This is a genomic window from Azospirillum baldaniorum (assembly GCF_003119195.2).
Classification (GTDB): domain Bacteria; phylum Pseudomonadota; class Alphaproteobacteria; order Azospirillales; family Azospirillaceae; genus Azospirillum; species Azospirillum baldaniorum.
Genome location: NZ_CP022261.1, coordinates 77,209 through 98,281 on the forward strand (window position 1 = coordinate 77,209; position 21,073 = coordinate 98,281).

General features: G+C 66.4%; 21 protein-coding genes and 1 pseudogene. 13 read left to right on the top strand and 9 right to left on the bottom strand.

Annotation, left to right across the window (positions count from 1 at the left end; all coding sequences use genetic code 11):
- Positions 1-2: 2 nt before the first annotated feature.
- A complete protein-coding gene (locus tag Sp245p_RS35265) occupies positions 3-476 on the bottom strand; it encodes an OmpA family protein (protein WP_158310477.1) in 474 nt (157 codons plus the stop codon).
- Here Sp245p_RS35265 and Sp245p_RS35270 point away from each other — a divergent pair.
- The 3 genes from Sp245p_RS35270 to Sp245p_RS35275 all read left to right on the top strand — a co-directional run bounded on the left by Sp245p_RS35270 (position 462) and on the right by Sp245p_RS35275 (position 2,639).
- Positions 462-1,067: a hypothetical protein gene (locus Sp245p_RS35270; protein WP_041814732.1), complete on the top strand. Its 606-nt coding sequence runs from the start codon at positions 462-464 to the stop codon at positions 1,065-1,067. The genes Sp245p_RS35265 and Sp245p_RS35270 overlap by 15 nt on opposite strands.
- Positions 1,068-1,148: 81 nt before the next feature.
- Positions 1,149-1,703: a hypothetical protein gene (locus Sp245p_RS30945; RefSeq protein WP_014242620.1), complete on the top strand. Its 555-nt coding sequence runs from the start codon at positions 1,149-1,151 to the stop codon at positions 1,701-1,703.
- Positions 1,704-2,489: 786 nt separating this feature from the next.
- Positions 2,490-2,639, top strand: a complete 150-nt coding sequence (locus Sp245p_RS35275; protein WP_158310478.1) for a hypothetical protein — start codon at positions 2,490-2,492, stop codon at positions 2,637-2,639.
- Positions 2,640-2,685: 46 nt separating this feature from the next.
- Here Sp245p_RS35275 and Sp245p_RS30950 read toward each other — a convergent pair whose 3' ends face one another.
- The 4 genes from Sp245p_RS30950 to Sp245p_RS30965 form a co-directional block, all read right to left on the bottom strand.
- Entirely contained in the window at positions 2,686-3,075 is a 390-nt protein-coding gene (locus Sp245p_RS30950; RefSeq protein ID WP_144019442.1) for a hypothetical protein, read from the bottom strand.
- A gap of 27 nt (positions 3,076-3,102) precedes the next feature.
- Positions 3,103-3,561 (bottom strand): hypothetical protein, encoded by a 459-nt coding sequence (locus Sp245p_RS30955; RefSeq protein ID WP_014242625.1) that lies wholly within the window; start codon positions 3,559-3,561, stop codon positions 3,103-3,105.
- A gap of 49 nt (positions 3,562-3,610) precedes the next feature.
- On the bottom strand, positions 3,611-4,012 hold the full coding sequence (locus tag Sp245p_RS30960) for a hypothetical protein (protein WP_129557277.1): 402 nt from the start codon (positions 4,010-4,012) through the stop codon (positions 3,611-3,613).
- A gap of 201 nt (positions 4,013-4,213) precedes the next feature.
- Positions 4,214-5,224, bottom strand: a complete 1,011-nt coding sequence (locus Sp245p_RS30965) for a zincin-like metallopeptidase domain-containing protein (RefSeq protein ID WP_014242627.1) — start codon at positions 5,222-5,224, stop codon at positions 4,214-4,216.
- Between the two features lie 226 nt (positions 5,225-5,450).
- Here Sp245p_RS30965 and Sp245p_RS30970 point away from each other — a divergent pair, with 226 nt between their 5' ends.
- The 3 genes from Sp245p_RS30970 to Sp245p_RS30975 all read left to right on the top strand — a co-directional run bounded on the left by Sp245p_RS30970 (position 5,451) and on the right by Sp245p_RS30975 (position 9,915).
- Positions 5,451-6,266 carry an AAA family ATPase gene (locus Sp245p_RS30970; RefSeq protein ID WP_014242628.1) on the top strand — a complete coding sequence of 272 codons (816 nt, stop codon included), beginning with the start codon at positions 5,451-5,453 and terminating at the stop codon, positions 6,264-6,266.
- 1,155 nt (positions 6,267-7,421) lie between these two features.
- Positions 7,422-7,598: a hypothetical protein gene (locus tag Sp245p_RS35280; protein ID WP_014242629.1), complete on the top strand. Its 177-nt coding sequence runs from the start codon at positions 7,422-7,424 to the stop codon at positions 7,596-7,598.
- Positions 7,599-8,517: 919 nt separating this feature from the next.
- Positions 8,518-9,915 carry a helix-turn-helix domain-containing protein gene (locus Sp245p_RS30975; protein ID WP_014242631.1) on the top strand — a complete coding sequence of 466 codons (1,398 nt, stop codon included), beginning with the start codon at positions 8,518-8,520 and terminating at the stop codon, positions 9,913-9,915.
- On the opposite strand, the gene Sp245p_RS30980 is transcribed toward Sp245p_RS30975, so the two are convergent.
- On the bottom strand, positions 9,912-10,385 hold the full coding sequence (locus Sp245p_RS30980; RefSeq protein ID WP_014242632.1) for a hypothetical protein: 474 nt from the start codon (positions 10,383-10,385) through the stop codon (positions 9,912-9,914). The two genes, Sp245p_RS30975 and Sp245p_RS30980, sit on opposite strands and share 4 nt — an antisense overlap.
- Between Sp245p_RS30980 and Sp245p_RS30985 the strand changes: the two genes are divergently transcribed.
- Both Sp245p_RS30985 and Sp245p_RS30990 read left to right on the top strand, forming a co-directional pair.
- The gene (locus Sp245p_RS30985) at positions 10,366-10,908 is read left to right on the top strand and encodes a hypothetical protein (protein ID WP_129557278.1); all 543 of its coding nucleotides are present in this window, start codon (positions 10,366-10,368) and stop codon (positions 10,906-10,908) included. The genes Sp245p_RS30980 and Sp245p_RS30985 overlap by 20 nt on opposite strands.
- Complete coding sequence (locus Sp245p_RS30990; protein WP_014242633.1) at positions 10,905-12,185, top strand: hypothetical protein; 1,281 nt, start codon at positions 10,905-10,907, stop codon at positions 12,183-12,185. Before Sp245p_RS30985 ends, Sp245p_RS30990 begins: the two co-directional genes overlap by 4 nt.
- A 220-nt stretch (positions 12,186-12,405) precedes the next feature.
- Here the strand turns inward: Sp245p_RS30990 and Sp245p_RS30995 are convergent, their stop codons facing one another.
- Positions 12,406-14,532, bottom strand: coding sequence for an ATP-dependent helicase (locus Sp245p_RS30995; RefSeq protein ID WP_014242634.1), 2,127 nt, complete (start codon positions 14,530-14,532; stop codon positions 12,406-12,408).
- A gap of 372 nt (positions 14,533-14,904) precedes the next feature.
- Between Sp245p_RS30995 and Sp245p_RS31000 the strand changes: the two genes are divergently transcribed.
- Both Sp245p_RS31000 and Sp245p_RS31005 read left to right on the top strand, forming a co-directional pair.
- Complete coding sequence (locus tag Sp245p_RS31000; RefSeq protein WP_041814736.1) at positions 14,905-15,936, top strand: AAA family ATPase; 1,032 nt, start codon at positions 14,905-14,907, stop codon at positions 15,934-15,936.
- On the top strand, positions 15,923-16,876 hold the full coding sequence (locus Sp245p_RS31005; RefSeq protein WP_014242636.1) for a ParB/RepB/Spo0J family partition protein: 954 nt from the start codon (positions 15,923-15,925) through the stop codon (positions 16,874-16,876). Before Sp245p_RS31000 ends, Sp245p_RS31005 begins: the two co-directional genes overlap by 14 nt.
- A 314-nt stretch (positions 16,877-17,190) precedes the next feature.
- Here Sp245p_RS31005 and Sp245p_RS31010 read toward each other — a convergent pair whose 3' ends face one another.
- Together Sp245p_RS31010 and Sp245p_RS31015 are read right to left on the bottom strand one after the other, a co-directional pair.
- Entirely contained in the window at positions 17,191-17,871 is a 681-nt protein-coding gene (locus Sp245p_RS31010; RefSeq protein ID WP_014242637.1) for a DUF6064 family protein, read from the bottom strand.
- Entirely contained in the window at positions 17,871-18,785 is a 915-nt protein-coding gene (locus Sp245p_RS31015; protein ID WP_173400361.1) for an aldo/keto reductase, read from the bottom strand. Before Sp245p_RS31015 ends, Sp245p_RS31010 begins: the two co-directional genes overlap by 1 nt.
- Before the next feature lie 727 nt (positions 18,786-19,512).
- Between Sp245p_RS31015 and Sp245p_RS31020 the strand changes: the two genes are divergently transcribed.
- The 3 genes and pseudogenes from Sp245p_RS31020 to Sp245p_RS36090 all read left to right on the top strand — a co-directional run bounded on the left by Sp245p_RS31020 (position 19,513) and on the right by Sp245p_RS36090 (position 21,072).
- Positions 19,513-20,424: a recombinase family protein gene (locus tag Sp245p_RS31020; protein WP_014242639.1), complete on the top strand. Its 912-nt coding sequence runs from the start codon at positions 19,513-19,515 to the stop codon at positions 20,422-20,424.
- Between the two features lie 3 nt (positions 20,425-20,427).
- Positions 20,428-20,568, top strand: a pseudogene (locus Sp245p_RS36375) (recombinase family protein); the annotation flags it as partial.
- A gap of 99 nt (positions 20,569-20,667) precedes the next feature.
- A complete protein-coding gene (locus Sp245p_RS36090) occupies positions 20,668-21,072 on the top strand; it encodes a hypothetical protein (protein ID WP_246119834.1) in 405 nt (134 codons plus the stop codon).
- The last annotated feature ends 1 nt before the right edge of the window (position 21,073 follow it).

A 21,073-nucleotide genomic window follows, 5' to 3' on the forward strand; every position in this document is an offset into this window, starting at 1 on the left:
AACTAACGGCGGCCGGAGCGACCACGGTCCAGATCGGGCAGCCGCAAACGGATCTGCGCGAGGTGAACGCCGCCGGCCTCCCCGCGGACCGTCACGCGCGCCGGAGGCACGCGGTGGCTGGTGAGCCACCGCCTCACCGCGTCGGCCCGCGAAGCGGCGAGGCCGGCGGCGTAGTCCGGAGCGTCCGGGACGGGGATGGCCCAGGCCTGCACGACGAGATCGAGCGTCGTTCCGTGCAAGGCGTCGGCGCAGGCTTGCAGGATGGTCTCGGCTTGTCCATCAAGGGCCGCAGAGCGGGGGGCGAAGGGAATGGGCGCGCAGCGGCCGATCTGCATTCCGCGGGCCTCGGACGCCGCAGTTCCCCGCGGGACGAGCCGGATCGGTTCGCCCGCGCGCGAGGAGAAGGGCAACGCGGCGGCGGTCACGCACACCGCGGCGATGAGATGGGCGGAGAGCATGCGATGACGGGGGATCATGACGTGAGAATAGCGCTCTTCCCGGGCGCGCCGCGAGCGCCGGCGTTCGCGGCGGATCGCGGGTTGCCGCTCGGCCCATCGTTCGGGCCGCACACCACCCAACTGTTTCCGCAACCCTTCACGGATGCTGCGATGCCCGACCACCCAACCGAGCAGGCCGAGGCCGAGCTGGACGATCTTTCTCTGAGTCTGCTCCCGCAAGGCCGGCGGCATGTCCGGATGGAGCATGTGCACCCCGACGGTCGCCCGGATGATCATCGCATCGAGCTGGACGCCGAAGCGCTGATCAACGCGGTCAGCGACCGCATCGCCGACGTCGCGTTTCGGCGGACGGACGCCGTCGACGTCGCCCTTTTTCTGCTCGACCGGTCCGGCCGCACCCTCGGGTCGATCACGGCTCGCGCCGATTTTCTCCGGCGCCGCGGCGTCGTCTGGGGTGGCGACCGCCACATCGAAGGGCTGATCCGCACCCTGGCCTTCTACGTCACGATCGACCAGCTACGCCTCCTCGAGCAGGCCGAGCAGGCACTGGTCAGGCGATCGCCGCCCATGGGCGAGCACCTCGGCCGGCGCAAAATCGCGGACACATGAGTGCCTTCTCGTGTGGGTGCTCGAAGCGGCCATTTCACAGGCCCTACGCTGCAGCTTCGACGCACCGTACCGGAGTTCGGCATGTCCAAGCGCTTCAGCACCTCGTGGCCTGTTCTGGATGCTGCCTCGAAGCTGGTCACCGTTCTGTGCCTGATGGGGATGAGTACATTGTTTGGAGCCCTCCTCGCGATTGGCTTCCTCAGCTCCCATCACCTTCAGCAAACCGAGAAGGTCGTCGAGGGCATAAGCGAGATGACACGCAAACAGGCGGGAGCGGCGATGGCCACGGCCGTGGGTTACGCCCTGTCGCGCGGCGACGTCGCCGGCGCCGAGACGGCTCCGGACGGTGCGATCACGGTTCATCTGAACAATGGCGGGCCAATCGTGCTGGCCAACCCGTGGGGCGGCCCTCAACGCTTCGACGCGGCAACCGGCATTTGGTACCTTGAGGTTCCCGAACGCGCCTGTCCCTCACTGGTGAGCATGATGCCCCAGGGCATGCTCGCCGGTGTCGGAACGGGTGGCGATCTGGACGGCATCGGCACCATCTCTGCCCGGCCCGGCAGCATCGAGGAGACACTTGAGCGGTGCGCTGGAGCGCATGCCCTGGCCCTGCGATTTGCCGGTCCGGCGTGACCAGGGTGGGGCTTCGCATGCTCGGCGTCGAAGCGGTCAACGTGGTAGTATCCGAAGATCTGCGCGACGCGGATCGGACTGGTAGCATGCAACGGATAGCATCTGCCGTACCCGTGGGAAACTTACATGATTAACGGAACTGCAATGACGATGGCAGGGTTGCAGCGTAAGACCGGCAAGACGGCGGTAGGTGTGGCAGCACCCCCGCCGTCCTGCCTCTGCCTTAGTGACGCTTGCTCGGGTGATATTCAACTTTCAGGTGCAAAGCAAGTTGGATGCCGAGCGCAGCCCATTTGGCGATTACCTCGAAGCAGCCCGTAATACGCGGAATGTTAGGCATTATGCGGCCCTCGCTTGGTTAAGGAGGTGGCCCGGAATGACAAGCTGTTGTTTGTCACTCCGGGTCACGACCCAGCCGGGTCACGACCCAGCCGGGTCACGACCCAGCCGGCTCATGTCCAGAACACCAGAGAGCTCGAACTGTACGCCATGAATTCTGTGGTTTCTATGATAAAGCACGTCCCTTCCCTCAGCGACAGTGGAATAATAAAGAAATCTGCCGTAATAAAAATAGTACAAAGAGAGAGGTGTCCGCAATAAACTGCTTGTTTTTTGTTGATTAATAAATAGCCTTATCTGTCAAAGTGACGATTTATCTCGGAGTTATGGCGCTTTTTTTTGACAAATTCATGTTGGAGTTCTTGCGTTTAGAAGCTCTTGATCAAGAAAAGGGAAGAGGGTTTGCCGTCCGAAACGAAGAAGGCCGGCAGCGATGAGAAGCCTTGCATGAGCAAGATGGACGACCTCCTGCTCAGTCGCCTCAAGGGCTTAGAAGATTCTTCAGCCAACCTGATCAAACCTTGCGTCCCGGTAGACGTAGGCAACGTCTCCGAGGTGAAGGCCGCCATCGCCAATGAAACGTGTCTTCGCCGCTGATCTGCAAGGTCATAGCGACGGCACTGCTGGCCCGCCGCTGGCCGGCCTATGAACCGGCCTGCCTATGAAGAAGGCGGACGGCGCCACCCAGGCGGTTGAACGCATCGGCGGCTGTCCAGGCAAGACTGATCACGCCGCCATCCGGCGAGGTCTCGATGTCGTCGGGTACGAACGGGGCACCTTCATCGATCGCCATGGCGCTGACGCGGACCGTGCCGGGATCGATCTCGATCAAGCGACCGCCAAGATCCACCTCAGCCACGACACCGCACCGCGAGGGCCTGATGCGAAGAGCGCGAGCGGATCGGCCGAACCATTCGGCTTCTTCGGACGTGGCCAAGCCCTCGATCAGCACGTCCATCCTCAACCATCCTTCGGCAAAGGTGAGGAGGGCCGTGTGTCGTTTTGGCCCCGGCGCGGCGGAAGGGCTGGTCATGGGGACGCAGTCTCCGAACCGGCAGAGCTATGCCGCCGCCGGCGCATGGCCTCCACCATGGGAGGAGTGTTTCAACGCGAAGATGGCGGTGGCGATGACCGCGGACCGTTCACCGAGCGGCAACAGCAGGACATGCTGAAGGCCATCGATCACGGTCTTGGAATAGGAAAGGGCTTGCCCTTCTTTGATGAGGTCGTCGAGGCCGTAAGCGCCGGACGCGATGCCCTCGATCAGCGCGGCGATCCGACCGTTGTCCGCATCGCCGGCATCGCGGTCGCTTCGTTCCGCGGCCAGCAGCACGACGCCGGCGATGAAATGCTCGGCCTTGATCCTCCAATGGGCCTCATCCACTCCGAGGGTGCGGCCGGACGCGTAGGCGCGGGCATGGGCGGCACGGGCCGCCGTCTCGACCGAAGGCGGAAGGCCGGTGAAGAAGCCGGCCGACACCGGTGAAGCCTGTCCGATCGGAAAGGTGGAGACGGTCATGAGGACAACTCCGCTGGTGGAAAACGCATGCCGACCAGCATGCCGCTCCTCATCCCGGCCATTCGAGCACCGGCGTGGGCGCGTCTCCCCCGACCGGATCATGGTGCCCATGCCTCATGCTGCGCAGGAACGACCGCCAGACGTCGTCGGGCACGATCTTCTCGCCGGTCCCCGAACACAGCAGGCACGCCTCCGGCGGCCGGTCCGGCTGGAACACGGGGTGACGCCCGGTCCCGTAGCAGCAGTCGCAGAGATCGATCCGCCCGACGATGCGCCGCTGCACGACCGAATCGTCCGGTCCGGCGAACCGGACGGGCAGGCTCTGGAGGAGATGCTCCACGGCGCTGTCGAGGACGTCCTGGGCGGATCTGTGCCAGCCGAGATTGGCGATCCCGTAGAGCGCGTCCTCGCCGTTCATTCGCAGAACGACGTCGACGAGGTGGAGAGCCATCCCGCCCTCGCAAGCGGCCGGCGGTGGCGGCGGAAGCGCCCGAGGACCGTGGGTCAGTCGGACGATCCGGCTGTCAGGCGAGGTGCCGATCTCCAGTCCGGGATGGCTGCGCAAAACCGTTTCCGTCACCTGAGCGGCCAACTGAAGGAAGGCGGGCGGCAAGGTGCTGCGTTCCCGACTGCGGATTCCGTTCTCCATCCGTCACGCTCCCGCGGTGGCCAAAGGCCGATGGCCGCCGCCGCCGGCACGGCGGAGGATGTAGGCGCAGGCGTTTTCCGCCTGCCCCACCGCCCAGAAGAAGCTCTTCCGTTTGCCGCGGGTCCCGAGATGCTGCATCCAGCTCGCGATGTAGGCCGTGTTGTGGGAAAGAAGTTGGGCCGGCAGGCCGAATTGTGCGCAGAGGAAGGCCGCGCCGATCTCCGCCACCAGCTCCTCCTTCGGGCGGTTGTTGCCCTTGCCGTAGTTGAGCAGCGTGTCGCGGCGAAGGCGGGATGCCGACCCGGTGGCGTGCGTGCATTCATGGGCGAAAGTCAGCACGTAATATTCGTAGCCGCTCAGCCCGCCGCGCGGTTGGAAGGCGGCCTTCGGCGGCATGTTGACCCGGTCGGTCGCCGGGTTCCAGAACGCCCGGACTCCCCCCTCGATGAGGGCGGGGCCGCCGACGGGATCGTCCGGCAGAGGCCGCCAGGACAGCAGCGCATCCTCCAGCTTCAGGGCGGCTTGTGTTGGTGACGGCACCGCCGGCGGCGCGATCGGCACATTGTCGACCTGGTGAACGTTGAACCACCGCTGGCGTTCGAAGCCGATCATCGGACGGAGCTGGCCGCCCAGGGCATCCCCACCGATGGGACCAAGCTTTTTGGCGATGCCCGGCGTCTCACGGGTCCAGGCCGCCGCCGGAGCCTCCTCATCGAAGATCGGGACCAGGATGAGGGTGCCGGTTTCGCCGGTCCGGATGGCGCCGCCGTTCCGCTCCCATGCCTCCGGGGACGCCCAGAGGTGAGCCGTGTAGCCGTTCCGTCGCGCAGCCGCCCACAGAGCGAGCGTGTTCTGTCCCTTGAAGGGGCGGCCGGAGAACGCGTTGGTCGGGCGGGCGGAAAAGCCGGCCCAAGGCATGACCCACTCCCCGGCGGCGTTGCGCTCGACAGCGCCGAGAATGTCCTCCGCGATTGCGGTGTGTGCCTCCTCCTCGGTGAGAAGTCCGTCGGTCATGCCCTGTGAGTCTCCGTCGTGCGTGTGCTCCACACGACGGTACCGGGTGGTAAGCCGTCAATTCGAGCCTCCACGAACGGCCGGCCCAGGTAGCGGCATCGGGTCGAGGTCGCCGACGGCGTTCATGGGCGTGCTCGACCGGCCGGCCGGGCCATCGGCATGATCGGGGTGAGGGGGCGCTGCCGTTTCGGCGTCCCGCGTCCAATGGCCAGGAGATCCCCGCAGGATGACGCTGCATTCTTCCGGCGCCGCAGCCGAGCCGCCGTGCATGGGTGACCTTGCGGATTGCCGCTCCAGTCTCGATCTCGCCGCCGAGATCATCCGCCTGGGCGATCTGATCGGCGCCGGGGCGGCGACGTCGATGGACCGGTTGGCGTTCGGCGATCTCGGCCGTCAGTTCAGCGATATCCGGCATTCGCCGAAGGAATGGCGCAAACTTCGGACCGACGAGGAAGCCGTGTCGCTGTTCGGGCGTGCCGAACGGCTGCTGGCGCTCCACGATCCCGCCTCCCTCCCCCAGCGGCCCCTGCCGGACAAACTGTCCGAGAGCCGCTGGCGGACGGTGCCTGCGGTTGAGCCCTGGTTCGAGAGCCGTCGGTGGCTTCACGGCTCTGCTCGTTGTCTCTTCCTCGGTCCGGCCGGCAGCGGAAAGAGCACCTGCGCGCGCGCCCTGGCCCACCGCCATGGCCTGCCTGTGGTGGAACTGGGGCCGTCTCAGGTGCGGACGCTCCGCGACCAGGATCTCCGGACGTTCATCGACCGCGCCGAACGGATCGGCGCATTGCTTCTGGTGGAGGCGGCCGATTTTCTGCTGCTTCGGCCGGATTATCCGGCCGGCTACGGGGATCTGCTCAGATCCGCTGCTTTGACCAACGAGGTGGAGCGCTTTGCCGGACCCGTCATCATGACGGCCCGGAGACCGGAGAGCATCGACCCTGCGGCGATAGCGTCCCCGATCCATCGGGTTGCGTTCCACGCCTTGGCCCAACACCTCGTGGTGGTGCCCGGGCATGCCGATGGGGCACCGACGCACGGTCCCTGACGGACCATCGGCCACGCATGCTCCGACAGGCCGACGGTGCCTTCGGTGCCGCCGGCCTGCCTCCGCCTTCAATGCCCCCGCCTCCGGTGCCCGAAGGGTGCCGGAGGCGGGGATGGTTCCCCCGGCGCGGCGCTCGAAGGGTGCTGCAAGGGGGGTGGTGAATGCGTCTGCTGGTGCGCCGGCGTCGCACGCCCGTCCCGACGTTCATCCTTCCTGCCGGCACCCTCCCGGGCACCGGCAGCGCATGATCGGCGGCGCGCGTTCCTGTCGGCGATACCGGCCATGGCGACGCATGCCGCTCCTCAGTCGTTTCACGCACCGCCGTCACCCGTTGGGCGTCGGCGGCGCATGCCTTGCCTGCTTGGTGACAGCGGCCCGCACCGTTCCTGGGTGCCCAGAAGGTGCCCAGGAATGCCCGCAGGCGCCCGAAGGGTGCCGAGGGCGTCCGGATTTCCTATGGCGCGTCCTGCCGGTGTTCCGAAGGCCGCCGGCAGGACGCTGCGTTCGGTGCCGCAAGCATTTGGCGTTCCCTTTCAGCTTGCTGGCACCCTCCGGGCACCGGCAGCGCAGGTTTGAGGCCCAACCATAGCCGCAGTCGCCTCCGGTGCCCGAAGGGTGCCGGAGGCGGTGGTGCCCCAGGTCGGTGCCCGAAGGGTGCCGGCAGGGTGCCGACGTCGCTTTTCCGGTTGCCGCCCGTCGGGCCCCGGCAACGCGGAGTCGGCCTCTGATCATAAGCCACGTCACGGTCCTTGTCCGTCCATCCGCCGGCATTCGTTGAGGCCTCATGTATTCGCCATTCTCCCCCCCCAAAGAAACGGCCGAACCGCCGGGCCACTGTGAAACGGTCAGCATGATATGTCGATACATCGTGACGGAAGGATATGCGCCGTCATGTCATGATGATGATCGGCAGAGTAATAGAATACCTCATGTAATGTCCTGTCATGCCGCATGTGAATATCATCATTGAGCAAAGACAATGGCCGCTTATTTAAAATATAAGCGAATAATTTGTTTGGGGAGTGCGAAAAAAGTTCTTGCAATGGCGGGGGGCGCGGCGCATCGTTGATGTCAGACAGGCTGCCCGGCGTCGTGCAACAGGATGCACCGGGACAGCCAGCCGCCACTCATCCGCTCAAATTGAAAGGATTGACCATGAAGTCGATTGCCGTTCTGGCCGCCGTCGCCGCCATCACCTTCGCCGCCAACGCCGTTCAATCCGGCTACACCGATCTGCGCGTCCGGATCGCCGCCGCCGAGGCGAATTCGTCCGCCGGGTCCATCGCTCAGGATGGCGCCGCTCCCGTCCGCGTCCTGGCCAGCCTGCGGTGATTCAATGCCATGGCGTCGATCGAGAGGGGCTTGGCGGTGGCGCGTTCAGGTGCCACCGCTATGAGGTGCAGGGACCAAGTGGGGGACGTGGCGCGCGACTCCTGGTCGGAGCGGTCCCCCAGCGCCCACGCTCCCACGAGGGTTTCTAACCCTTCGATTGCGTTGATTCGGTTGCGCTGGTTCGAGTCTTTGAAATGTCCGGCCGATTCGAGGAAAAAGAGCATGATCAGTCGGCGAGCCCGCGATGGAAAACAATGCTTTTGCGCGAGCGGACGGCGTTGTCGAGTGGGGGACAGGCTGCGCTTTCCGCTTGAACTGGGAAACCGATCATGCGGATTCCAGACGGTGATGGCGGAATAGACTCTTACGCTTGCGCTGTGTGGGGACTCCAGTCCATAGTTGCATTCGGGTGATGACCGTCACCAGAAGCTGCAAGAGTTGGAGAACCCAAATGACTGTGTAGTCGCACTCTCCTCCGAGCAACCCATTCAGAAGCTATCGAGGGTTTTCCGGCAGTTCGGAAACTTCGTCGTTTCACGCGGTGCTGACATTCGCCCGCCACGGCTCTGCTCGTCGATCGCAAACTCCCCTTTGATTACGGTCGCGCCTCCAGCGCGTCTGCATGACGATTCATGCGCGCGTCTTCAGCAGGCCCGATCACGCCATCGGACAGGACATGCCAACGGCCAATCGAACGCGCACGAGAAACGACTAAGCCCAAGCCCCCCTTCCGGAGAGCCTGGGCTTGGACGAGCCGACATGAACACATGACCGGCAGCAGTGTCAGGTAATCAGCCCCTAGACACTGCACCAGCCATTTGTGCCCGTCAACTGGAATTTCACGGTTCCGGTAACGCTGCCTCTGTGCCCGAGCGCTCCACCGATCGCGGGACAAGGTCCCGCCACGGGAGAGATGTGCATGCCAGAATCCTCCTTCGTCCGAAAGCCCCCTCCCGGCCGGGCGCGCTTCGGTGCGGGCGACTACCGCGCCGCCGCCGCCGCCGCCTCGTTCGGCGGGCTTCCTGCTTCGCTGTCCCATCCAAAGCAATTGCTGGAACCGCTCCGCGCCGCGGGACGTCACCTGCCCTTCCCCCGCTGCGCTCTCGATACGCTGGCCTTCCTGCTCGACCACACCAGGCTCGAGGACTGGCGCCCTGGCGGCCGCCCCGTCGTCTGGCCGGGCAACGCGAGGATCGCCCAGGCCACCGGTCTGTCGATCGCCACGGTGAACCGACACCTTGCCTGGCTGCGCGCGGCCTCCGCGCTGAAGCTGGAGATCGGTCCCGGCAACCGGCGTCAGCCCGTTCGTGACAGTACGGGCCGGATCGTCGAGCTGTACGGGCTCGACCTGTCCCCCCTGGTCGATCTCCATCGGCGCATGGTCGAGGTCGCCCGGCACCAGGCCGAGCGCGGCCGGGCGCTGCGCAGCATCGTCGCCGGCATCCGTTGCCGGGCCGATCTGACCCACCAGCACGAGGATGCCGCATCCGCCGCCGGCGCCGGACCTGATGAGCCGGAGTGCTTCGAGCTGGCCGCCAACGCACGGCACGCGGACGCGCTGATCGCCGAGGCCAGGACGATCATGCGCCGCGATGCGAGGGTCGACGAGGAGGAGCAGTCCGAGCATCTTGGCCGCCTCGCGGCGATCGACACTGAAATCCGGATGGTCGAGACGAGGTCCAGAGCGCTTGCCGAAGCCATCGTTTCCAAGGCTTTGGACGAGAAAACAATATGCGCGCATCCCAGTAACGAGACACATAACACTACAAGCTTAGACCATCCGCAGGATGGTATTCTGTATGGCTATGCGGGTGATGTAGCGTCCAGGTCTGTGGTTAACTCCACCCGGGAGAAGGGGGGCGGGAACGACGGAGCGTCCCCGGACCTGTTCCCGTTCGTTCCGGAATCGCAGAAGCCGGCCATGCCTCCTCCACGCTGGAACGGACGCCTGCTCGCTTCCGTCAGCCCCACCTTCGCCAGCTTGTTCGCGCAGTATCGGACCGGGAAATCCGGGCCGGAATCCGCCGACCTGGACGATCTTCGGATCGTCGGGCGAATCGCCGCCCTGCGACTGGGGCTGTCGGACGTCTCGTGGAGCCGGGCGGTGGACCGGCACGGCGAAGTCCGGGCGGCGCTGTGCGCGCTGGTCGCCGGCGATCGTCCGGCGCATGAGATCCGAACATCGCGCGCGCAGATGCTCGCCGGCATGTACCTGAAACGGTCGGAAGACCTGAATCCGCTCGCCTCGTTGTTCGGCATGGCTGGTCGACGGTCGGCGGAACCGGCGGTCGACGCCGGACAGCGGCTCTTGTGTTAGGAGGCCGGGGATTGCGAACGCCCGGATGCCTTTCGCCTGGTGAGCCGGCGCAGCGGGCGGCGCACAGCGGTTTCGTGCAGGATGCCCGCCAGAAGGGCCAGCAGAATCGCGCAAGCGCCGAGGCTGCCGCCCCACAGCAGCCCGAATCCGGCGAGACACAATCCCGCCCGTTGGAGGACACGTCCTCGCCGGACCAGACGTTGGGAGAAACCGGATGACTTCGGCCCGGGCACCGGCGATGGAGTCGCACGCTCCACCGCATCATCGGCCGGGATGCCGTCGTCGACGGGGGCGTCGGAGCCCGACGCCATCGCCAGTCCGGAAGCGGCGACGACGGCAAGAATGGCCGGAATGATCATCCAGAATGCGATCCAGGATGGCTCCAGGACCCCGTTGAGCAGGATCAGGCCGGCGGCGAAGGCCAGCAGGGGCAGAATGAGGAAGGGAGCATTGGTCTTCCGCTCGGCCATCGTGCAGGTGCTCGACTTGTGGAAACGGTCGATCGTACCGTTCCTTGAACTTCGGTTTCGAGCCTGCGGAAAGGGACAGCGAATGCCGGAAAGCCGTCTTACGGTGGCAACGCTGCTGACCGGTGTGCTCTGGGTGCTGATGTGGAGCCGGCGGCGGCAGATCCGTAGGCAGGTCGTCGCGTGCATTCTCGCGGGCGCGACCCGTGACCTCGACGGTCTTCTGGCGGGGCAGCCCGGAGGCCCATCGGGAACACTGCCGGACGGTGGCCGGATCTCGTCTGCGGCATGGCGTTCGGCGGCCGCCGGAATTCCCCGCATCGTCAACCCGCCGATGCCGGACCGGCCGTCGCTGCAGGCCCTGGCGCTCCTCGCCGGCGATCGCGGCTGCCTGTTCGCTTTGGCGCGGCGCGGTTGGCGTCTCGATCCCGAGGGTGACCATTGCGTCCTTCGGGCCGCCTTCCATCTGCATGGCCCGGACGAGCTTCGGGCTCTCGCCCGGGCGTCCTGCGGTGTGGCTCCGTGACCGGAAGCTCGCGCCTGGTCGGCTGGCTCCTCTGGCTCGTGCTGACGGTATGGCCGTTCAAAACGGCGCTGTGGATCGGCTGCGGCTTCGACGTCCTGAACACCGGCCACTATGCCTATGTGTGGGCCGCCTTCCTCGCCGGCGCCCGTTTCCACACCCCGGCGCAGATCCTGTTCCTGCTGAGCTGGCCTGCCCTTCTGCTGTGGTGTTGGGCGACCCTTGTTGCTCTGCCCTTGCCGACCGTCTTCGCGCGTTTGCTGGATCACTGGCTCGACCGGCGGGTCCGGCGGCATCACGCCGACGAAGCTCCGACGCCGGCGGACGACGGCCTCCCCTCCCCCTTCGCCGGTCTCGGGACCGCCCTGCCCGCTCCGCCGCCGGTCCAGGCTGTCCGGAGCGAGGACAAGGTGATGCCGCCTCTGCCGCCGGCGCCGGCGATGGCGGTCGTCCCGGCCCATCCGGCGTCGCCCGGCGCTCCGCAGCGGTCCCCAGCGTCACCACGGCCACCGGCCCCGCCGCCCGCACCCGCGGACGAGTACCGGCCACCCGATCTTGACGCTCCCTTGTCGGTGGCCGAGCTGGCGGCGATCCTCGATCTGGTCCCGGACGAACGGCAACGTGACGAGCTGCGGGACGCCATCGCCCGGGTCGATCCCGAGCTACAGGCAACCATGACCGCCGTGGTCGCCGTATCGGCCGCCGCCCAGATGGAGCATGACCGGATCTGCGAGGCGCAGGGCAAGCGGCCAGCCTTGGCCACCGACGTTCCCTACGACGATCCGGAATGGATGGATCCCTTCCTGGAAGGGCTGCAGGCCTGCAACACCGCGGTGTGGGAACTCAACAGCTACGACGGATCGAACCGCGGCTTCGTCGCGCTCGGGGCATCGGGCATCGCCGTCATTCTGGCCTGGACGCGGCCTGGTCCGTGGATCGATCGCAGCGACCGGTGGACGGGAGCGGCGGACGTCGCATGCCTCTCGCCCGTCCTCGGAGTCGACATTTTGCTCAAGCAGCTTTTGAAGACGATCGACGGTTCGCCGGAGACCGCCAGCCGCCTCACCTCCTGCCAAGCCATCGTGCTGATGGCGGAAGGCACGATCGTGCCGGACGAGGAGACCGAGCGCCGCTGGGACAGCAAATCCGTGCAGGTCTGCACTCTGGCCGCCGGGGATCGCATGTCCCTCATGGCGGCGATCGGCCCGCATCAACGGCCGCCCGACGATCTCATCGCCGCGGCACTGGACCGGGCAGGGCTGAAGCGCCTATCGAACTGACGGTGGGGAGGTCAGCAGGCGGCGCGCCGGGCGTAGTTGACCGAGGCCTCGGCGCGCCTTGAGCTGGAGACTTCCGTTCATGTTTCCATGAAATCGGAGGTCCCCACCTATATAGACCGGGCACGGTCGTGCGTCAACGCGCCGTCGCGCGACAACACTCCAGGCGTCCCGGCTCGGAGCACGCCCTTCGATGCACCGATGAGCCCCGGCCGGGAGGTCGTCAGGGCTCCGCCGGTGCCGCCGAATTCGCCTCGCAGGTCCAGGCGGCGAGCAGCGCCGCGTCATTCAGCGCTGCCGCCGGAATGCTCCGGCGCCGGGTCCGGGCCAGGGTCCGGGCCGCGGCGAGCGCGTCGGCCGACGGGCGTCGCCGGCGCATCCGACTCCAGCTCCGTCCCTCGATGCGGAGCGTCTCCTGTCCGGGGATCTCGTCGATGAAGCGGCTCGGGGCCGTCGAGGTGTGGACGACCGTCAGGCGTTCGTGCGGACGGGTCATGCCGACATACATGCCGTTCCGTTCCTCCTCGATGCCGCGGCCGCCATCGTGCATTTCGGCGCGGACGGCGTGGGCCGACGGAAAGATGCCCTCGTCGACACCGAAGAGATAGGCCTCGTCGTCTTCGAGCCCCTTGGCAGCGTGCACGGTCATCAGCCGCACCGGCGCGTCATCGCGTTCGGCCTGGGCCGCCCGTTGCGCCCGCTCGTGCAGCGCGGCGGCACTGCCGACCTCCCTGGCCACCTGCAGCAGCTCCGCCACGTTGTCGAGGCGCTCGTCCGCGCGCGGATCGTCGGCGGCCCGCCAGTGTTCCTCGTAGCCGGCGGCGTCGAGAAGGCCTTGAAGGCGGTCGGCGAAGCCGCCGGAGGAGGCCGAGTCCCGCCACCCGGCCATGGCGTCGGCGAGGGCGCGGGCGCCGGACGCCTGGACGCCCCGCAGCATCCCGGCGTCGGCAAGGCGACGCCCAGCCTCCACCAGATCGCCGGCGCCGGCTGCGGCGCGGATGCGCTCCATGGCAACGTCGCCGAGTCCGCGGGGCGGAAAATTCGCGATGCGCTCCCAGGCGTCCGCGTCGGCGGGATTCACGGCGAGCGCCAGATAGGCGAGGGCGTCGCGGACCTCGAGACGGCCCCAGAACCCGACATCCCCGACGACGGTGTAGGGGAGGTCCGCATCGATCAAGGCCTCCTCGACGACCCGGCTCAGCCAGTTCGCCCGGTACAGCACCAGCGTTCCGGGTTCGTCGTCGCACTCGGCCTGCCTCAGGCGGATGTCGTCGGCAAGCCAGTCCGCGGCGTCCTCAAGGGACTCGGCGCCGACCACACGGACCGGGGGGCCGGCATCGCGGCGGGTGGGGTCCGGCCGCAAGGTCTTGGCGAAGCGGCGCTTGTTGTTGGCGATCACGGCGTTGGCGCAGGCGAGGATGACCGGTGTCGAGCGGTAGTTGATCTCCAGCCGCACCATGCGGCAGGGCGTCCATTGGTCGGGGAAGCCCAGGATGTTGCCGACGTCGGCCCCACGCCACGCGTACAGCGACTGGGAATCGTCGCCGACGGCGCAGACGTTGCGGTGATCCCGCCCGAGCAAGTGAACGAACAGCGCCTGCTGGACGTTGGTGTCCTGGTACTCGTCAATGTGGATGTACCGGAAGCGGCCCGCGACGTCGCGCCGGTAGCTTTCATCGCCCTCCAGCGCCTTGACCACCCACAGCAGCAGATCGCCGAAGTCCGCCAGATTGTCCTCGCGCAGGATCGCCTGGTACGCCGCGTACACCTGGGCGGCCGTGGCGACATCCTCCGGAACCTCATCTCCCCCATACTTCGTTCCGATCCATCCGGCGACGGACGCCTCGTCGGGCGTGATCCCTTCGTCCTTCATGGTGGCGATGACGGCCGCGGCGGCCTGCACGGCGTCGCGGTCGTCGTGACCCTCGACGCCGGCGTCTTCCATCGCGATGCGGACGGCCCTGCGCGACTGTGCGGCGTCGGCGATCTCGAAGCCTTTGGCGAGGCCGGCGAGCCAGGGGCGCTCGGCCAGCAGGCGGCGGGCGATGGAATGAAAGGTGCCGACCCAGATCTGGCTCGCGCGTTCCTCGCCGATCATTTCCGACAGCCGGTCCTTCATGACCTCCGCGGCGTCGTTGGTGAAGGTCAGCGCCAGGACCTGATAGGGGCGTGCGCGCCGCTGCGCGATCAGATGGGCGATGCGGGCGGTCAAGGTTTTCGTCTTGCCAGTGCCGGCTCCGGCGAGCACCAGCAAGGCGCCGTCCAGCGCCGTGGCCGCCTCGTGCTGCTGGTCGTTCAGACCGCTCAGGGGATCAGTGCGACGCCTCGTCCCACGATACCGGTCGAACATGCTGCCTTTCTCCCACCGTGTCTTCCACGGCGGAGGTCCCGCGTGGTCAGGGGGGATTTCAGCATGGAGGTCTGGGCGGTTTCGAGCACCCACACGTCTTGGGCCTGGTTGCGACATCGCAACTGTGTCCGGGCGCGTCGCATTGGCGTTAAGCATCTGGTGTGTTCGAGGATGCACTCGGCTGCGACATCGCAACTGTGTCTGATTGCGCCGCATCAGCAATCGGCGCTGTCCGTCTCAGACGCCATCGCTCCATAGGATGTTGACGATGATGTAGACATTTCTCGCTGAGAATACCCTTTTTGTTGACAGTATTCCGTCTCCCTGCCACGCTGAAGCTCAGCAGCAACCGTGGGCCAGGGGAACGCCGTCATGACGACAGCCGGAGAATCCCTCAAACATCATCGTGAGGCTCGGGGCCTTACACAGGCACAGTTCGCGGAGCATCTCAATGCCGCGCTTCACCGCAGCTACGACCGGCAACGGATCAGCCGGTGGGAAGGCGGTCGCGAACCGGTGCCGAAAATCGTCTCCACGTTCCTGTCCAGCGGTGCGACGGAACTGGCGACGAGCGGGCAGGGGGCAACCGTCCTCGCCGTCGCGAACCAGAAGGGGGGAGTCGGCAAGACGACGACCGCCGTCAACGTCTCATGGCTTCTCGCAAACGAGGGATATCGGGTCCTGCTCATCGACGCCGATCCCCAGGGCAACGCGACGGTCCATCTCGGCATCGACGGCATGAAGCAGGAGAAGGCCGGTACCACGCTCTACCAAGTGCTGCGCCTCGAGAAGAACGTCGAGGACGTCGCACAGACCGTCGGCGAACTGCCTCTGCATGTGGTGCCGGCGACGATCACGCTCGGCGAGGCGGAGATCGAACTGCTGACCGTACCGTACGGCACGATGCGCTTGAAGGCATCGCTCAACAAGGAGCATCCCGACGTCAACGTCAGCGCGCGATACGATTTCATCGTCATCGACTGCCCGCCCAATCGGGGGCCGTTGACGATCGCGGCCCTCACGGCCGCCCAATATGTCATCATCCCCTGCCAGACCGAAATGCTGGCGCTGGTGGGCGTGCCGCAACTGCTCACCACCATCACCCAAGTGCGTCGTAGCGTGAACCCGCACCTGACCGTTTTCGGCGTCTTGCCCACCATGCATTCACAAACGCTGCAGGATTCGGAGAGCCTGCGCCTACTGCGCGAGCAGTTCGGCGAGCACACCCGGATCTTCTCGCCGATTTCGCGCTCCACGGTCTTTGCCCGAGCGGTGTTCGAAGGCAGGTCGGCCTTCGAGCATGAACCCAAGATCGTCGGCGGCGACGGATACCGTGAAATCGTCGGCAGCTTGATTGAACTTCGTCAACCGCCGGCCATCGGAGGCGCCCATGCCGCCGCGTAAACAGTTCGGCGCGCCGAACGCCGCACTCTTCCGGAGCGCTGCCGGAGCGGTCCCAAACGTCGCGGCCCTGTTCGGCCAGCCGTCGGATTTTCCCGAAGTTCGGGAACTGCCTCTGGAGCAGGTGCATCCGAACCCTGATCAGCCGCGCAAGCAGTTCGACGAAGAAGGCCTTCGGCTGCTTGCGGACAGCATCGGCGCCAAGGGACAACTGCAACCCATATTGGTCCGGGAAGGAGAGGGGGCGGAACAATACATCATTGTGGCGGGTGAGCGCCGTTGGAGGGCCTGCCGGCTCGCCGGAAGGGCGTCGATCTACGCGGTGATCACGAAAGGCGATCCGGATGAGATCGCGCTGATCGAGAACACCCAACGTCAGGATCTCGATCCCTTCGAGCTGGCGGACGGAATAGCGAAACTGCTGGGCAAGGACGGCGCCACGCAAGCCGACGTCGCAAGGCTGATCGGACGCTCGAAGGCCGAGGTCAGCCGTCTGATGGCGGTGCACGCTTTGCCGACGGAGATCCGCAACGGTTTCACGCAAAGCGGTCGAACCATTTCACGGTCGGTCCTGTTCGAAATCGCGGACGCTCCGACGGAGCAGCAGCTGGCGTTGTGGCAGCGTGCCCAAGAAGGCGCCACCGTGCGCGAACTGCGGGCAGCCAAGCTGGAACTCGAGGCTGCCGCGACATCTCATGACAAAGGCGGCGAGGGCAAACCCCCTGCCGATGCGCAGGCCGGTGGAAACGACCGACCGAAGCCCGCTTCACCGTCCGTCACGCGCAACGCGGATGCCGGAGGATCGTCCGTGCGGCGTTTCTCGCAGGTGGTCGGTCGGTTCGAGCAGCAGGTCGAGCGTTTCCGAGAGGTGCCTTTGGACGATGAGCATATGGAACGCCTGCGGCGCCTGCACCGGCTGATCGGGGAGGTGCTGGAGCGTTGATGGCCAAAGCGGAGTTGCGACGTCGCAATGTGCCACGTCCTGCAGAATGCTTGGTCGTGGGACGTTGTTGGGACCGGGGCTTCTGAGCTTGCGGGGTTAGGCATGGCTGGTGGATCGCGAGATCCGTGGACCCCGCGGGTTTTCCTGTGCAGCAGCAAGGGTCGGCGCGGCTTTGTGCGTTGTCGTCTTGAAGGGCGGGAGGTGTCGCCACGCGCCGGACGACCGCTTGCCTTCGCATGCATGAGCCTACAAGGGCGTGCTGTTGCGGCGCCTGCCGTCGAGCATAAGCCGGAACTTTTGCTCGACGGTATCCGTCAAGGATGCTCCGCCGACGCCGGTCGGGCCGTACGCCGACGTGCGACCGGAACGAGGGCAACCAGCATCGCCCCAAGAAGCACCCATTGTTCCGGTGCGCCCATGCTGTGCAGGGTCGCCCAACTGGCGAGGCACCACGCCATCGGCACCGCGAGCAGCAACCACGACCATCGTCCATCCGCCATCATGACCAGCCCGATGGTCGCGATCGCAGTCGGGTCCGGTGTGATGCCGAAGACCTCGGCTTCGCGCAGGGACCGTCCGCTGAGGAACGCCGCAAGCGGGTGCAGGGCGAGCGCATAGAAGAACAGCGCAAGCCCCACGGGCGCCCGACCGGCCCATGAGAGCGACCAGCGGAGCCGGCTCCCGATCAGGGCCATCAGGACAGCCTGAAGCGCGAACAGCGGCGCCACATAGGATGCGGCCCAGTTGATGGTGGCGTAGCGTTCCCATAGGAAGCCCCAGGCCACCCACACCCACAGGACGGTCAGGGTTCCTGCGATCACCCGATGCGACCAGGGGCGAGGCCGGATGAGCCACAGAAGAATGGCGGCGCCGAGCAGCAGCAGCAGGACATGCGCCGGCCAGAGCGCCTCGTTGTGCCGTTCGATCAGCCGCCAGTAGGTGCGCGGGCTGAAGAGCAAAAAGTCTTCGGCCGAATAGGTCCACCATTCCGGCATCAGAGGGCCCTTACATGATCGGCCATGCGCCGTCGCATCGCGGTATCGGGCATCGGCCCGGTCATCGCGGCCATGTTCTCGCGCACATGCGCGACCTGGCTGGTCGCCGGGATGGCCACGGTCACGGCGGGATGGGAAATGATGAACTTCAGGACGAACTGCGCCCAGCTGGAAGCTCCGATGTCGGCGGCCCAGGAGGGCAGGGGATGGCCCGACAGCCGGCGGAGCAGCACGCCCTGCTGAAACGGACGGTTGACGATGACGCCCATCCCGCGGTCCGCCGCCAATGGCAGGATGCGCTCCTCCACTTCGCGGTCTACGATGTTGTAGGTAAGCTGCACGAAATCGAGAGGCTGCCTCCGCATGATCTCTTCGAACAGGTCGTGGCGCCGCCCTTCCGATGTCGTGATGCCGACGTAGCGGAGCTGACCTGCTGCCTTCATGAGGAACAGCGTCTTGAGGTGCTCCTCCCAGGACAGCAGGTTGTGCACCTGAAGCAGGTCGAAGCGCGGCACACCCCACAGGCGGCGCGACTCCTCGATCTGCGACGGCCCGCGCGTGCCCGAGGAAATCCAGACCTTGTCCGCGGCGAACAGGGATGTGGAGTGCCCCAGCGTCCGGAGGCCATCCCCGATCACCGCCTGGGAGGACCCATACATGGGCGAGGAGTCGATCATCCGGCCCCCCATCTCGAAGAAGGCCTGCATGACCGCCGCGCATTCCGCGCGCAGTTCGGAATCGTTGCCGACGTTGAACGTGATCCAGGTGCCCAGGCCCACAGGAGGAATGGCCTCTCCCGTGGATGGAATGCGTCGAACCGGTGTTTCTGCGCTCTGTGCCAGGATGCGCCGCGGCGTCATCAGGGCGGCCCCGGCCATAACACCATACAGAACGGCGCGTCGTGTCGCTCTCATGTTTCCTTCCTTTTGTCTCCGTGTCGCTGCGCTCCCCGACGGATGCGACTCCTATATGCGGTGAAATGCGTCGGCGTGATCGAAGAACCTTCAGAACAGGCATGGTGCGGAGAACCATGCCATCGGTGAGATCTGCCCTCCCTTCCCCGGCAGCAACCTGACAACATCGGGGAAGTGCTGACTCCTTTTCTGATTTTCGCACTCCATCCACTCTATCCCTGTTCTGATAAGTTATTGATTCCGATCGATTTTGTTCAAAGATGATACTAAATAGAGCGTTTGCTGCCGTCTGTCATGGCTTGCTGCTACAGCTTAGAGGCCGGATTTTCGCAGCCTCCGCCCAGGTGTCGTTTGTCGTTGTCGGGTGGATCAGTTTAGAAGCCGGCTTTCCGCGGCTTCCGTCCCGGATCGGCCAGCGTTTTGCAGACCGGTTCCGTTTAGAAGAGAGGGGATCGGTTTAGAACCGAGCCATTTCGCTGCGTTCCGCGGCTTCTGCTCGGCGCAATCAACGCTCAAAACGTTGGTGCTCACGATGCATTGACCCGCCCTGCCGGCGATCCCTGGCTTCTTGTCGCGCAGCAGGGTCCGGAGAGCCGGGTCCGCGGTTTGGGGCTGTCACCCACTTCGGACTATGCCTCCATGTTCATCCGGGTGGATAAGGCCAACTGACATTCTGTACAAAGGGGGCTGGCGGGCGTTTCCCCGCCTGAACCGCCCAGGAGGCCCCATGGCCCTCGTCGCCTATGCCCGCGTCTCCACCGAGGAGCAGTCCACGGACTCGCAGCTCCTCGCCCTCAAGCAGGCCGGCTGCTCGGTCATCTTCGAGGAGCACGCGTCAGGCGGTGACCGCGACCGCCCAGTGCTGGCCAAGGCGCTCGCCAGCCTGAAGCGGGGCGACACGCTGGTGGTGGCGCGCATCGACCGGCTGGCGCGCTCGCTGTTCCACCTGCTGGAGGTGATCGACGGCCTGGGGCAGCGCGGGATCGCCTTCAAGTCGCTGGGCGACCCGATCGACACCACCAGCCCGCAGGGGCGCTTTGCCCTGCAGGTTCTCGGTGCCGCGGCCGAGCTGGAACGGGCGCTGATCCGCGAGCGCTCGATCGCCGGGCTCAAGGCCGCGGTGGCCAAGGGCAAGGAACCCGGCAATCCCGGCCTGCGCCGACGGGACCCTGCGGCGCTGGAAAAGGCACGGCAGGGCCGCGAAACCGCCCGCGACGAGCTGGTCGTCGCGCACGCCCAGGAGTTCCTGCCAACCGTCGAGGCGCTGCGCCCAACGGTACCGTGGGATCAGGTCGTGCGGACGTTGAAGGGGCAGGGGCGGACCCGACCGTGGGATCGCAAGCCATGGACGCCCAACAGCCTGATCCGCGCCGTGCGCCGGTTGGCCGCGGTGGGACTGGTTCGTCAGGATGTTCTCGATCCGGCGCCCAAGCGGGTCGACAGCAACGACCTCGTGCTGATGGTGGCGGGGCTGGTGAGGGCCGAACCCGGCATCACGCTCGACGGCATCGCGCTCCGTCTGCGGGGCATGGGGCAGCGCACGCCACGTGGCGGCCTGCGCTGGAGCCGGTCGTCGGTGAAAAACCTGCTGGACCGGGCCAAGGAGCAAGGGCTGGTACGAGACGCGGGGGCCGCGTAGCGGCTGGCCTTCAAGTCGCTCGGCGATCCCATCGACACCGGCAGCCCGCAAGGCAAGTTCACCCTGCAGATCCTCGGGGCGGTCGCCGAATTCGAACGCTCCCTGATCCGCGAGCGCACCAAGGCCGGCGTGCGGGCGGCCCAGGCGGTTGGCAAGCAGCCGGGCAACCCGGGCCTGGTCGCCAAAGACCCGCTCACCCGCCGGCGGGTCGCCCGGGCGCGGGACGACCGCCGGAGCGAGCGGGTGGCCGCTGGCGCCGGCGAGTTCCTTCCCGTCGTGCGCCGCCTGCGGCCGGCCCAACCCTGGGACCGTGTCGTCGACGTCCTCAACACCGCCGTGAAGAAGCGCCCCGGCGACAATCCGGCGCCCTGGACGCGCGACGCGCTGATCCGCGCCGTCCGCCTGGTCGCCGACGGCCTGGCCGAACCCGATCTGCTCAAGGCCGCACCACGCCGCGCCAAAAAGGCAATCGCCCAGGACAAGCGCTTGGTGGAGCTGGTCGCGACCATCCACAACGCCGCCGCCGGCGAGAAGCCAAGCCGGGCCATCTTCCGCACGCCCGCCTGGCCCTGGAGGGCGGCACGCCGAGCGACGAGCTCCTCGTTAGTGTCGCCGCCATGGCGGATCGGAAGTTCTGGCACCGGGTGAG

Coding starts and splice junctions, on each gene's coding strand:
- Sp245p_RS35270 (WP_041814732.1), top strand. CDS start 462: ATGACGGGGGATCATGACGTGAGAATAGCGCTCTTCCCGGGCGCGCCG.
- Sp245p_RS35265 (WP_158310477.1), bottom strand. CDS start 476: ATGATCCCCCGTCATCGCATGCTCTCCGCCCATCTCATCGCCGCGGTG.
- Sp245p_RS30945 (WP_014242620.1), top strand. CDS start 1,149: ATGTCCAAGCGCTTCAGCACCTCGTGGCCTGTTCTGGATGCTGCCTCG.
- Sp245p_RS35275 (WP_158310478.1), top strand. CDS start 2,490: ATGAGCAAGATGGACGACCTCCTGCTCAGTCGCCTCAAGGGCTTAGAA.
- Sp245p_RS30950 (WP_144019442.1), bottom strand. CDS start 3,075: ATGACCAGCCCTTCCGCCGCGCCGGGGCCAAAACGACACACGGCCCTC.
- Sp245p_RS30955 (WP_014242625.1), bottom strand. CDS start 3,561: ATGACCGTCTCCACCTTTCCGATCGGACAGGCTTCACCGGTGTCGGCC.
- Sp245p_RS30960 (WP_129557277.1), bottom strand. CDS start 4,012: ATGGCTCTCCACCTCGTCGACGTCGTTCTGCGAATGAACGGCGAGGAC.
- Sp245p_RS30965 (WP_014242627.1), bottom strand. CDS start 5,224: ATGACCGACGGACTTCTCACCGAGGAGGAGGCACACACCGCAATCGCG.
- Sp245p_RS30970 (WP_014242628.1), top strand. CDS start 5,451: ATGACGCTGCATTCTTCCGGCGCCGCAGCCGAGCCGCCGTGCATGGGT.
- Sp245p_RS35280 (WP_014242629.1), top strand. CDS start 7,422: ATGAAGTCGATTGCCGTTCTGGCCGCCGTCGCCGCCATCACCTTCGCC.
- Sp245p_RS30975 (WP_014242631.1), top strand. CDS start 8,518: ATGCCAGAATCCTCCTTCGTCCGAAAGCCCCCTCCCGGCCGGGCGCGC.
- Sp245p_RS30980 (WP_014242632.1), bottom strand. CDS start 10,385: ATGGCCGAGCGGAAGACCAATGCTCCCTTCCTCATTCTGCCCCTGCTG.
- Sp245p_RS30995 (WP_014242634.1), bottom strand. CDS start 14,532: ATGTTCGACCGGTATCGTGGGACGAGGCGTCGCACTGATCCCCTGAGC.
- Sp245p_RS31000 (WP_041814736.1), top strand. CDS start 14,905: ATGACGACAGCCGGAGAATCCCTCAAACATCATCGTGAGGCTCGGGGC.
- Sp245p_RS31005 (WP_014242636.1), top strand. CDS start 15,923: ATGCCGCCGCGTAAACAGTTCGGCGCGCCGAACGCCGCACTCTTCCGG.
- Sp245p_RS31010 (WP_014242637.1), bottom strand. CDS start 17,871: ATGCCGGAATGGTGGACCTATTCGGCCGAAGACTTTTTGCTCTTCAGC.
- Sp245p_RS31015 (WP_173400361.1), bottom strand. CDS start 18,785: ATGAGAGCGACACGACGCGCCGTTCTGTATGGTGTTATGGCCGGGGCC.
- Sp245p_RS31020 (WP_014242639.1), top strand. CDS start 19,513: ATGGCCCTCGTCGCCTATGCCCGCGTCTCCACCGAGGAGCAGTCCACG.